Source organism: Enterobacter cloacae complex sp. 2024EL-00214, from assembly GCF_043945575.1.
In the GTDB taxonomy this organism is placed as follows: domain Bacteria; phylum Pseudomonadota; class Gammaproteobacteria; order Enterobacterales; family Enterobacteriaceae; genus Enterobacter; species Enterobacter cloacae_P.
Genome location: NZ_JBIMRC010000004.1, coordinates 194,461 through 207,019, shown reverse-complemented (window position 1 = coordinate 207,019; position 12,559 = coordinate 194,461). Strand labels below are relative to the sequence as shown.

Genomic DNA, 12,559 nt, shown 5'->3' with positions numbered 1-12,559 from the left:
ATGCTTTGGAGGGAAGGAACTGAGGTTAAACTCAATAACGAAGATTAAAACTGTCTCTACGGGTCATCGAAATATTTTAGCCTGAGCTTTGTTTACACTACCGACATACGACGCAATACCTTTCCTTTCATGAGGGTTTTTGCTAGAAATGTATGCCTTTAAAAATTCGACAATTCTTTTAGAAGAAACGCGTAGTGAATCTTGGCTAAGCTCAAGGTTAAAAACGCTAACCATTGTTGCTGGGGGTTGGGTTTTACGATCATTGACGGTATAGCCAGACTTTACTAAAGCCTCAATAACTGCATCAAAAGCGTTCTTAAGCAGATCCAAATCATCACTTGAGAGCAAAATATCATCCATATAGATACTCACAGATACACTCCCCGACTTGCTTAATGTATTTATGACTCCGCCACAGAAAGATTGGTGAAAGCATAAGCTGGCCAATATTGGTGACTGCGGGTAGCCATATGGGATGACATCTTTCAGGCCATTACCATTCAGGTTTTTAACCGTTGACACTTTAGCTACTTCTCTCGCCTTTACGTATGGAATAAGTCGTCCAAGCGCCCTTGTGACGCGGCTTTGACTAGTAGCACCAAAGAAATCGGATATATCAATCAAGCTGAAATATTTTTTTTTAATGTGATATTTAGCTGCAGCGACATGACCTCCGTCTCTGAGATGAAACATATACAGCGGTGACTTCCATTTAAGCCTAATTTGATTGTGTATTTTTCGTCCTGATTTGAGAGTCTTGGCGTTCGGGATATAAACCCAGCGATCCTCTTTAATTTCAAACTTATGCAGCCAATTGATGGTTGGTTTCATTAGTAAACATTAGATAGTTAGGGACTATGTTAAAGAGGCTCAACACCTTTTCAACGAAAGTCCACGACTCGTTGATAAAGGCCAAGACTACCGTAGCAGTCCCGAGCACTTTAACTAAGCCGATTTTATGTTGTTTAGTCATAAATCGTTCTCTCTATACAATCCTGACGATTCTTAGCGCAAGCGCATAGCCCAAACTAATAACGCGTCGCCCCGTAAGAAGCGATAAGAAACCTTCGGCAACCTTCCGCGACGAGCGGCAGCATGAAGCAGCTTGCAGCGTCGAGCGGCGACCATCGGCAAGTCGAATAACGACGAGTACAGAGAGGCCGGATATCCCGGCTAACGTCAGGAAAGTACAGATTACACGGAGAAATGTCTGTTACAAACAATTTTAGAATTCGGGCTGCTTAAAAGCAGAAGAGCATCAACTTTTTCTTTTTTTTCAGTAGCACAATCTAATTTAGATGATTTAACACCATGAAAATAAATTACTTTTTTTCTCCGCTACTTCCTTTCGAGGATGTTACCTAAGATATCAAAGTCATAAAAAAATCATTTAATCTATATTTATCAATGAGATAAAATTTAAATTATTTCTATCTAAGATCCTTATAACTGAAAAAGATTGAAATTCTTTTCAATCTTTTCAGTTCTGGTTTTCCGCAAAGCTCCCAGTAATGGCGCGGGCTGACTGTCTGGTTTGAAGAAAAATAAAACTGAAAAATTTTTATGATCCAAAAACCGCAGGCGGGTGCGGTGTAGTGCGATTTTTGTCTGAGAAAGATTATTTTTGTCATGCTGTGACGCGCTCAGTGCCTCGCTGTTGGTGCGATCTGTTTTGATTGATGCGGTTTGATATAAGGAGATGGTGAACGCGGTATAGCGTCACTGGTGGCGTATGGTGCAGCCACGTAAATTGACCAGCCGGGCATCGACCCCGGCATGAGATAGAAGGCATAAAAAAACCCGCTTGCGCGGGCTTTGGTTTGTGATTATTTACTTGCCAATCACTGGGGAGTATTTCCCGTTCAGCGTATCCGCTTTCGCTCCGGTGCTCCGGATTGCTCCTGCGTTGGTCGGCGATCCTGTATTGCTGTGTGTGTGGCTTGCCGTCTGCTCTGCCAGCTCTTTTACCACGTCGAGAGTGTCAAGCATCAGCTGTGCCACGTTGATAGAACCAGAGCCAATCCAGACCACCGGGGCAATAATTTGCTGCTGCGCAGCTGCCACGCTTTTGCGTATCCGGCCAATTTTCTCGATCAGGTCTTTACCTGTTGTAACTGATTTGCTCCCGGCAATATCGGTTTCATCATTGCCACCAATACTGGCCACGCGGTTATTTGCCGCCTGGCTGTAATCACCCGTACATACCTGCTGAATGGCTCCGGCCATCAGCATGGATGTCCCCAGCACCGTGACTTTATCCGTGGCCTTAATAGTCGTTTCCCGGCTGATCAGCTCACGCTGTTCTGTATCGGCCTTATTGGGGATTCTGGCTGTAATTCTTGCAGTGAAGTGAATGCACAAAAAGCCCCTTCCGGGCTGAGGGATCCCCAGAAACATCATCAATACACCATGATGATGTTTCGATAGGCTCTCGCCATATCGGCCAATGCTGGTGAGTGACAGTGAGGCACCGCGAGTGAGTGCAACAGTCATATCGAGAAGGGCTTTTTTACGATACTGATGAAGCGAGTTCAGGGACTGGTTGAAAAATTTATGGCAGACTTGTGAAGCAGGCATAGAGGAGTGACACTAAGTAGATCACAACCTTCTATGCCTGTCTTTATTTATGGGGAGCCGTCAGCCCTTCCGGGGCTTGTGTAGGATTTACCAGCGAAGCTCTGATGTCAGAATAAAAGCTACATCTTTTACCATCTCATCTGGATCGTAATTTATCTGCATTGTAATTGCTGTGTGAAAGCCTCCTACAGTGTACTTTTCAACCCATCCGTAAGTGCGATTCATTATGATTCCGGGGGGAACGGTTCCTTCGGGCTCACCAAATGTGTGATGAATCCAGACGCGTGACATGATTGGCTGCAACGGTGAAGGGAGCTCATTCGGGAATACCCACCCCACTGAATCTTGACGCTGAATAGACAACGTAATTTCTTTCAGTATTCTTCCTTCTCGAATGAATGCTAAAAAAACGCCCTCTTTCGCCATTGGCAACAGTAACACGGGGTCTCCCGCAGCCCCCTTAAGATCACTTTTGTAGGTGATTATTTCTTCCTGAACTAAATCTTTGTAGCTCCTACCAAGATTACGTATAAGAGCTTCTATATTTACTGTCATTTGTATAATCCTTGCTGGCTGTTCAGCGTGTGCATTTTTGTTCTGGCTTAAGAGCATCCAAATTACGATTCGCTGCCGCCCGTAAATTCTGTGAATCTAGCTCAATTTGAGCCGCGGTATTACGTCCGCCGTAAGTTTCACTGATTTTTTGATGTACATCTTTAGGCACGACGATTGCCGCCACCTGTAAAGAAAGCTCCTGAATCTCCGTTTCTTTCAAATGTGGATATTCCCTGCGGAGATAGGTTTTAACAGCAGCAGCAGACGGCATGTGATCCGCCTCATATTTACCCTGGCGCGAACGGCGTTTAAAGTCACTGTATAGCTCGACTTCCAGAAACTCGACCGGCGGCTTGCTCAGATAAATATATATCGGCGGCAGGTCAGGGAACGGCAGGATCAGGATGTAATCCGCGAAACTCTTTTCCTCCGGTACCGGGCTGGTGGTGGCTGTTATGCCGGTGTTATCCGGTAGCGGGTCAACAACCACCGGGTTCGGCAGCACTGGCCGCACCTGGTTGCCGGTATTCCACGGTTTTTCTTCACCCGTTCGGTCAGGCGTCCAGACGATGGTTATGCGCGGTTCTTCCTCGGTGGTGAAGGTGTACGCCTGCGCGCTGCTGTCGTACTCCATTTTTCTGACGCGCACACTATCCCGGCCAGGCGGCGTGTGCCATCCATGCGGTACCGGGTTCCCCCGGCTGTCGTTCTCCCACGTATAACGAACACGGCTTGGGGCTTCACGCATCTGCTCTAGACGCATGCGATCAATAAAGTCCTGTTCGCCGTCGTTCGTGCGGCCTGGATACATTCCCACCAGCAGCCCGGCCACGGATGCACCAGCGCCAGCAGCGGCCACCTCACCCAGCCCGGCTACACCACGCACCGCCCAGGTGCCATATGTCAGCGCCCTGCCCGCTATCAATTCAAGTGCGCTTTCCCCTTCTGCGACCGTCTGGGCGCGTGCAACGGCAGTAATAGCGGCAACGGCTGTCTGGTAATTTGTTCTTTGCTGGTCTGCTCCAGGTTTCTTTCTGGCTGTCTGTGCGTGCTGAGGGGTACCGGAATCGGTTGCTGGCTCGCTGGTGGGGATGACCTGATAAAATGCCATATCCGCAAAGTTGGTGTGCGGTTCGCGCTGGTCTCCTGCATCGGTACACCCCACACCACGCAGGCAGGATTTTGCAAATACACGGTCGCCTACCACCTCTTGCTGTCTGCGACTTTCATTCCAGTCCCGGCCGCCAGCCAGCATGGCGGCGTACTTTTCAGCCACCTCCTGTTCCGGCGATGCATCACTGCCCAGCCACTCACCCGCCGGGGCAATAATGTAATTTGTACCTGGCTGGCATCCACACTGAACGTTTGACCGGTCAACTGCCGCGGCTGCACCGTGGAATGTCACATTTTCAATGCCATCAATAACGGTTCCCGCCTTACCACATATTTTACAGGGTGTGGTTTTGTCTCCCACCCGGACGACACTGAGTTCGTGCTCATTGACGTTCGGCAGCGAACCAATGCATGTTGCTCCCGTTGAAGTTTTATCCCCGTGACGTGCCAGACCCCGCCCCATCACTTTTGTTCGGTATCCCATACGTTACTCTCCGGTAACTGTCAGAAAATCATCCCCTGATGCAATCCCTTCACGCGTTACCAGATAGGTGTGGCCCTGCGGGGTACTGATAATTTCATCGTCGTTATCAAGCACGCTACCCACCAGCGCCACGCAGATCCCTTTATACATGCTGGCCCTGCCTGCACTGGTTCTTATGCTGGCGGTACTTCCGTCCTGATAAATCACCAGGTCACCCGCTGTGGCAATACTGGCGTATTTGCCATTATCAAGCAGTAGCTTTGATTCACGTTCCAGAGGAGCAACGATCCCCCCGTGCCGGGTAACACTTCCTTCCGTTGCTATGCGCAAGATTGCAATCACAGGGTGCTTACGTTCCAGTTCCCTGCCTTCTGCGATTATCGCGCGCGCTTCATCATCCATTGCGGCAATTTCTTCCGCTGTGAATGGTGACGTATCCAGCTGAGCTTTAATTTCTGGCGTTAATTCATTGGTGTATTGCTGGTTCATATAAAATCCATTTAATTCCAGTTAATTAAAAATCAAATAATTCTACTACGGATATGTACTCCCAATATAAAATAAGCATTTTTTGATCATATTTAATTAACTAATTAATTGAACCCCAAAATATACAGGGTGAATATTAATGCTTAATGTTCCAGATTATCTGAACCACGTTTTATACAAAACATCTTCTGGCAGTTATTGCGGCATATTGCTGCCGCTGCGCGTGCTCCATCAGTCTGGCCGGGGATACGCAATCCATGAAGCAACGCATCGGCGTATTCATACCTTTTCCCCTGAACGGGGATCTCCAGCTCATTAATCAATGATTTGGTGAACCTAAAAGAGCGCATATTTTTTGGCCTAAAATCCCGGGGATACTTCGGGGATACCTTACAGGGGGAATAATGGGTAATTTTAGGTCAATATGGGGAGTTTGCTGTGACTGCAACTGCTTGTTTTACAACGAAAGGTGAAAATAGTGAGGTATATCACCTAAAACTCATAATCGCTTGGTCGCTGGTTCAAGCCCAGCAGGGACCACCAAATTTTAGATTTAAAATCATATAATTAAGCCACTAGATAGAGTGTTTTTTTGTTCTTGCATATACAAGTGTCACAAAAGTGTCGCAGTAGATACCGCAACAAGCTCATTTATCAGCGCCTCCATCACCATTCCTCTGATTTTCCTGCTGAAGCTTTTTAATCATAGGAATGATTTTTTTCCCCTTTTCCTCTGCATAGCCATCAAGATGAGGTTGCAAGCGCTCGTCAAATGATGTTTCTGACCGCTTTAGGAGCGCCGCTTCTGGGGGCACGAATTTACTCTTTCCGGGACTTTGATCAGCCATCAAAAGCCGCCCACCTTCAAGGGTAAAACTTAATTCGGCAAAAATATATTTGTGACCGCCAATGTATTCAAAGACTCTTGCTTCAAAGGAGTGGCTGAACAATGTTCGATGCCCCTCAAACATAAAGTAATCTACCATTTGAGGGGTATTATCGATGAACTCTCTAATCTGAGGCGTTGATATGATTCCGGAAACATCACTTCCGTTAACAGAAACTTCAACAACTGTTTGTTCTGGCGATTCAATCCACTTATTTTCAGACAAGCCTTCAAAATCTTCTTCTGGATAAGAGGAGGACCATGAGCCTTCAAGCGTTGGACTAGACACAACCCACTCTTTAGCAAGACGATAGTTATCAATGAGTTGCTTAGAATCCATAGTTGCTACCATGAACAAGGTAGATGCCACTACAGCCAGGACTGCCCACCATTTTTTAATACTTTGCATTTACTGTAACCAAAATTCCCAACATTGTATTAATTTACAGCGATAAGGTACTAATTAGAAATAGAATATTCAATTCTCAACCTGGATGTAATCTGGATACGATTTCATAAAGATGTGGCTTACTATCGTGTAATGAAAATTAGTTTTGCTTCTTGATTATTATCAGGCTTTGCTTAGTGAATTGTACCCATTTTTATTCGAACAATACTGATACATTTTTCATGCATTTTTAAAATACTGATATCAGTCCAAACCCGCGCCAATTATGGATTCGTAGCTTTGTCATTTCTCGCTTATCTTACGTAAATTGATCCGTCCAAACTCACGTTAAAACTAAAAAACACTTAATTATCTGTTAGTTACGAATTTCGCCAGATCCTCCAAAGGTTTTCAAAACTGAAAATCACTGAAATTCTTTTCAATCTTTTCAGTTCTGGTTTTCCGCAAAGCTCCCAGTAATGGCGCGGGCTGACTGTCTGGTTTGAAGAAAAATAAAACTGAAAAATTTATACGATCCAAAAACCGCAGGCGGGTGCGGTGTAGTGCGATTTTTGTCTGAGAAAGATTATTTTTGCCATGCTGTGACGCGCACAGCGCCTCGCTGTTGGCGCGATCTGTTTTGATTGATGCGTTTGATATAAGGAGATGGTGAGACTACTGCAACGGTTGTCTGTTGCGGCTTGTCGGGTACAGTTTCAGTGGTGCGCGATACGGAAGGTGCAGAGGGTGCGATAAATGGCGAGTTTGCGCGTATCTTTTAGGAACGCGGTTTATCCGGCTTCCTCCAGCGGAAAGTCTGAATGATCGATATTGATCTGTTTGCCCGGTCCCAGGACGAAAAAAAGCCGGGGATCCCGGCAAATAATTCAGAGTGATAACATTTAACTATATGCGCCAGGTTTTAACCCTCACCTTACCTTCAGGCAAAATTTAATAAAGTGAATACCTGGTGGATAAAAACTAAGCAGCAGAACGCTTCACACACGACGTACTGGCAGCTGAAACCAACGTATAGCGGCTCCATAATTCAAATTCATCGACATTGCTACTGCTGTTACAGGTTTTACACAACGGCACGATGTAGTGTGAATTATCATCCTCATCACATTTCTTCACATGTCCACCAACTTCAGCCATATTAAAGCAATCCTGGTTGCCGCAAGATGAACTTTCTTGTCCGGAAATATTCTCCCAATGTTTTAGCCAAGAATCGCAACTACATACCTTACCAGTTGTGTTATTTAAGTTTTTTATTTTCATGACATGCCTCTGAGATAAGCCTTTATTCACCTGAATAAAGTTCTCATCATGAAGTTGGTATGCAGTAGACCAATTTCAAACGAAATCTGAAAAACAATAAAAAAAGCCAACCTATCGAAAATAAATTAATGAAAAAGCCAAATTAAGAATAAAAAATGAGCACTCAAAAGAGCTAAACTCCGTCAATAGCGGATAAAGCTCTGTAAGTCTCCCGATAGTCGTTCCACACACCTCCTTCCAGAAGGATCGCGACAAACCTCTCTTATCTTCACAAACCCTAAAAACTAAAGAAATCCCCCATCGCGCCGATCATCATCCGTGTGTATTATTTCCTGTAGCTTTTACAACAACTAACCTTAACTCAAATACTTAAGCGCCAAAGCGAAAGGCATCATGAGCACACCGATCAAACGGCTAGAAATCATTAAAAATGCCATTGAACTGGAAGATGACGACATCATCCAGAGCCAGCTGACACGGCTGAAAAATGAAGCGTTTGACGATGAGCTACAGGCAATCGTCGTGGCGCTTGAGCAGAAAAACTATACCGCAGCCATTGCGGCCATCACCGCCTGGCTACAGAGCCAGCGCGCCATTACACAATGGCGTGACCCACAGGTGGCGGCCAGCAAACTGGAGCTTAAAGCACTGGAAGAGCGTCTGCGCGATCTGATTGACCGCCGCAATGCGCGGGTACAACAGCTTGATGAGTTCAACGATCTCTATTTCTCCCGCCTCGGGCCGCTGATGCAGCAGATCCTCGCCCTGCGTAAGCAGCTTGCCGAGCTAAACCTGCGTCGTCAGCAGGCAGAGGCACGTCGCCGGGAAGAGGATTACCGTCGCTGCCAGCTCTATATGGCGCAGGCGGTGGAAGTACTGGCAACGCTCACCCAACGCTGGCGCGACCTGCCTGCCGACTCCGTGCAAGCCGCTGAGGCACGCAAGCACCTGCAACAGCAAAGCAATCTGATCGCCAACCTGCTGGCCGAAGCGCTGGAGCTGGAAAGCGGGCTCACGCGCGAAGAAGAGCCGGCACGCCAGGCACGTGACGATGCCAACGAAGAGTACGAGAAATACCGCGAGCAGCACCACGACGCCGAAATTCGTCTGCGTAAAGGAAAGAACCTTTCGGAAGACGATCAGAACGAGCTGAAACGCCTCTGGCGTCAGGCGAGCAAACTGTGCCACCCGGACCTGGTTGCGGACGATCTGAAAGAAGAAGCCAACACGATGATGGTGCAGCTCAACCAGGCGAAACAGCGCGGAGATGTGAAAGCTATCCGCTCACTGGTGGCACGTCTGCAGCAGGGCTTTGAGCCACTGATGGCGAGCGACAGGCTGAACGATCTGGAGCGTATCCGCAAAAAAATGGCGCAGGTTCGCGAGCAAATCGACATCCTGGTGAATGAGCTGGCAGAACTTGAGAAAGAGGAATCCTGGCTGCTGGTTTCATCGCTGAGCAATATGGAAGCCTATTTTGCTCAGCAGGAGAAAGCGCTGTACGACGTCCGCGCCTCGCTCGAACACCAGGTGAACGAAGCGCAGCTGGATTCAGCAGCCTGATTATTTGGCGTGCCAGTATGCGCTGGCACGCACTAATTGCGGGTCGATAGCATCGCTCTCAAACCGACGACTCAGGTTTTTCACAACCTTCCCTTCTCCGGTAAGCCAGATAAAGTAATCTTCCCCGGGTACAGTCAGCACCGCCAGATGGTCAGACACCGCCTGCTCGCTGTGGCCGACAATCCAGGTGATATTAACGTCGCTCAGATGCGCCAGATAGTCCTTGTAAGATCCGTCGCCGACAGTCACCACCGCATGAATTTCCGGGCGCACAGGCTGTTTTGCCATGCTTTCTAAACGGCGGCGTAGCGCGGGCATGCCGGACTCGTCGCACACATACAGCTGCCAGGCGTAATCTTCCGGTACCACCAGCGAACCGCGCGGCCCCCCGATAGTCAGCCTGTCACCCACGTTTGCCTCTACGGCCCAGTGGCTGGCGATCCCACCATCATGAACGAAGAAATCCAGCACCAGCTCCTGATTCACCTCGTCGTACAGCGGCGTATAGTCGCGCGTCTGCGGACGTACGCCGTCACCCCAGTCAATACCGTCATCGGTGACAACGGGTGGAACAAAGGTTGTGCCTGGGGCCGGGAAAAAGACTTTGACGTGGTCGTCAAAACCGCGAGAGCTAAAGCCTTCCAGCGCTTCTCCACCTAAAACAATACGCTGGAAACCAGGACTTACGCGCTCAACGCGGAGCACATTCAGCTCGCGAAAGCGCAGGTCATTACGAACACGTTGTGGGTAGCGGGTTGATATCATTTGTGTACCTTTTTCGGGTGAATACGATATATCGAAATAGATTTTAAATGATAATGATTGCTATCCAGACAGAATGCAAGAATTTTTAGATTGCATCTAAATATATCTTAGATATAGTTTAGATATATCATTTAAAGAGAAATAACATGCGACACGAACACGAAGGTGGCGGACGCCGACAGCGCTTTTTTGGCCACGGCGAACTGCGTCTGGTGATTCTGGATATCCTGACCCGTAATGCGAGCCACGGTTACGAGTTAATCAAAGAGATTGAGAACATGACTCAGGGGAATTACACCCCGAGTCCTGGCGTGATCTACCCGACCCTGGATTTCTTGCAGGATCAGACGTTTATCACCATTACGGAAGAAGAAAACGGCCGCAAGAAAATTGCGATTACCGTCGCCGGGCAGCGCTGGCTGGATGAACACCACGAACAGCTGGAACACATTCAGGTGCGTATCAAAGCACGCTGCGTCGGCTTTCAGTTGCGTAAAAACCCGCAGATGAAGCGGGCACTGGATAACTTCAAAGCGGTGCTGGACCTGAAGGTCAATCAGGGAGAGCTCAGCGACGCGCAGCTTAAGCAGATCATCGGCGTGATCGACCGTGCGGCGCTGGAGATCTCCCAGCTGGATTAAGCCAGCACGCGTTCGCTCACGCGGAAGACACGTACCAGCTCTTTCAGGTGCAGTGCCTGCTCGTTCAGTGATGCCGCCGCTGCAACAGACTCCTCCACCAGGGCGGAGTTCTGCTGAGTGGTAGCATCAATCAGGCCAATTGCGCTGTTAATCTGCGAGATACCTTCCGTCTGCTCATGGCTCGCCTGGCGGATCTCACGCAGGATAACGTCCATCTCTTCCACGTTACCGACCATTCCGTTAATCAGGCCACTGGCTTTCTCCACCAGGTTCATCCCGTCCTGCGTCTGGCTGGTCGAGTTCTCAATCAGCTGGCGGATTTCACTGGCAGATGAGGCGCTCTTCTGCGCCAGCTGGCGAACTTCACCCGCCACGACCGCAAAACCACGGCCGTGCTCACCTGCACGCGCTGCTTCTACCGCCGCGTTAAGCGCCAGAATGTTGGTCTGGAAGGCGATGGCATCGATCAGGTCGATAATGTCGGACATTCGGTTCGATGTCTCATTAATCAGGCGCATTTTGCTGGTCACCTGCTTCATCATCTCACCGTTGTTCTTCACCACAGTGGCGGCATCTGCCGAGAGATGCGTCGCTTCCCCGGTATGGGATGCCGTGTTTTTCACCGTCGCGGTGATCTGTTCCATTGAAGCGGCGGTCTGTTCCACAGAACTTGCCTGCTCTTCCGTGCGCGCAGCCAGATCCTGGTTACCCGCAACAATCTGTGCGGCGGCACTTGAGATGTTCTCCGAGCCGGTTTGCACCTGTTGCACAATCTCCAGAAGGCGAGTTTTCATCTCCATCAGCGCATGCAGCAGAAGGCCCGTTTCATCTTTACCGTGCGACGTCATGCTGCCGGTCAGATCGCCATCGGCAATGGCCTGTGCAAAATTCACGGCCTGGTCCAGCGGACGGGTAATCGCGCGCACAATAAACCAGCCAATCAGGCTGCCAGCCACCACGCTGAAGAGGGTGATAAGGATCAGCAACAGGCGGCTGGTTCTGAAATCACCGTCCACCTGCGTACCTGCGCTTTGCATCTCGTTGTTTTGAATCTCAATCAGCGCCTGCACCTTCGCTTTATAGGCCTGTTGCAGGTTGAGGGTATTGGTCATCATCTCTCTGATGGCCCCTGCACGATCGTTATTCTGCACCGCCTGCAAAATGCGGTAGCGCGAATCAAGATACTGCTGACGCACCCCACGAATATCCGCCAGAACCTGCTGTGATTTTTCATCGTGCAGTGCGTTGTTCAGTTCGCCCAGGATGACCGTAATGTGCTCGCTGATCTCTTTCAGACGCTGCTGTGACTGCGCGGTGTACGCACCCTGCTCGTCCAGTAACATGAGCTGCTGAGTGCCAATAAATTCCTGGAAGTTGTCAATTAACTGGTTCGCTTTTACCGTAGTCGGATAATCGCTGGTAATGATGGATTGCATCCCGGTGTTTGCCCTGTGCAAACTGAACAGGGATAAACTTGCACTCACCACCATCAGGACAATAAAGAACCCAAACGCCAGAAATAATTTCGTGCCGATTTTTACGTTAGATAAGAACATATTTACTCCATCGATGTGATTATTTCTAAGACGATCTCCGTTATCGGTAACTAACAACCTAACTTTATGACTTTGATCGTTTTTTTATTTCACAATCATTCTTATTGATAAGTTAAGGCTATTAATTTACGCGCATCGATCGTTATGTGACCATCAGACAGGGTGTTTCTGAAATTGCATCATGGAAAACTGACTTAGGCGGGAATAAATAACTCAGTTAATTTCTTTAGTTATTTAATAATTCATTAACAATAAACATTA

Annotated in this window: 10 protein-coding genes and 2 pseudogenes; 2 read left to right on the top strand and 10 right to left on the bottom strand. The window is 48.2% G+C overall.

Going from position 1 to position 12,559, the window contains the following annotated elements; translation table 11 throughout:
- Window positions 1-63 precede the first annotated feature (63 nt).
- The 8 genes and pseudogenes from ACHHZ6_RS06635 to ACHHZ6_RS06600 form a co-directional block, all read right to left on the bottom strand.
- The gene (locus ACHHZ6_RS06635; protein WP_395121945.1) at window positions 64-831 is read right to left on the bottom strand and encodes a reverse transcriptase domain-containing protein; all 768 of its coding nucleotides are present in this window, start codon (window positions 829-831) and stop codon (window positions 64-66) included.
- 999 nt (window positions 832-1,830) lie between these two features.
- Window positions 1,831-2,316 (bottom strand): annotated as a pseudogene (locus ACHHZ6_RS06630) (hypothetical protein); the annotation flags it as partial.
- Window positions 2,317-2,379: 63 nt separating this feature from the next.
- Window positions 2,380-2,577 (bottom strand): annotated as a pseudogene (locus ACHHZ6_RS06625) (IS4 family transposase); the annotation flags it as partial.
- 87 nt (window positions 2,578-2,664) lie between these two features.
- On the bottom strand, window positions 2,665-3,132 hold the full coding sequence (locus ACHHZ6_RS06620) for a DUF6392 family protein (RefSeq protein WP_395121944.1): 468 nt from the start codon (window positions 3,130-3,132) through the stop codon (window positions 2,665-2,667).
- 22 nt (window positions 3,133-3,154) lie between these two features.
- A complete protein-coding gene (locus ACHHZ6_RS06615) occupies window positions 3,155-4,729 on the bottom strand; it encodes an S-type pyocin domain-containing protein (RefSeq protein WP_395121942.1) in 1,575 nt (524 codons plus the stop codon).
- Window positions 4,730-4,732: 3 nt separating this feature from the next.
- Window positions 4,733-5,218, bottom strand: coding sequence for a hypothetical protein (locus ACHHZ6_RS06610; RefSeq protein ID WP_196390516.1), 486 nt, complete (start codon window positions 5,216-5,218; stop codon window positions 4,733-4,735).
- 647 nt (window positions 5,219-5,865) lie between these two features.
- Complete coding sequence (locus tag ACHHZ6_RS06605; protein ID WP_196390517.1) at window positions 5,866-6,513, bottom strand: hypothetical protein; 648 nt, start codon at window positions 6,511-6,513, stop codon at window positions 5,866-5,868.
- Between the two features lie 960 nt (window positions 6,514-7,473).
- Window positions 7,474-7,773, bottom strand: coding sequence for a hypothetical protein (locus tag ACHHZ6_RS06600; RefSeq protein ID WP_182272688.1), 300 nt, complete (start codon window positions 7,771-7,773; stop codon window positions 7,474-7,476).
- Between the two features lie 393 nt (window positions 7,774-8,166).
- Here ACHHZ6_RS06600 and ACHHZ6_RS06595 point away from each other — a divergent pair, with 393 nt between their 5' ends.
- Complete coding sequence (locus ACHHZ6_RS06595) at window positions 8,167-9,336, top strand: DNA repair protein (RefSeq protein ID WP_182272689.1); 1,170 nt, start codon at window positions 8,167-8,169, stop codon at window positions 9,334-9,336.
- On the opposite strand, the gene ACHHZ6_RS06590 is transcribed toward ACHHZ6_RS06595, so the two are convergent.
- Window positions 9,337-10,101 carry a siderophore-interacting protein gene (locus tag ACHHZ6_RS06590; protein WP_196390520.1) on the bottom strand — a complete coding sequence of 255 codons (765 nt, stop codon included), beginning with the start codon at window positions 10,099-10,101 and terminating at the stop codon, window positions 9,337-9,339.
- 146 nt (window positions 10,102-10,247) lie between these two features.
- Between ACHHZ6_RS06590 and ACHHZ6_RS06585 the strand changes: the two genes are divergently transcribed.
- On the top strand, window positions 10,248-10,742 hold the full coding sequence (locus ACHHZ6_RS06585; RefSeq protein WP_395121939.1) for a PadR family transcriptional regulator: 495 nt from the start codon (window positions 10,248-10,250) through the stop codon (window positions 10,740-10,742).
- On the opposite strand, the gene ACHHZ6_RS06580 is transcribed toward ACHHZ6_RS06585, so the two are convergent.
- Entirely contained in the window at window positions 10,739-12,298 is a 1,560-nt protein-coding gene (locus ACHHZ6_RS06580) for a methyl-accepting chemotaxis protein (RefSeq protein WP_395121938.1), read from the bottom strand. The two genes, ACHHZ6_RS06585 and ACHHZ6_RS06580, sit on opposite strands and share 4 nt — an antisense overlap.
- Window positions 12,299-12,559 lie beyond the last annotated feature (261 nt).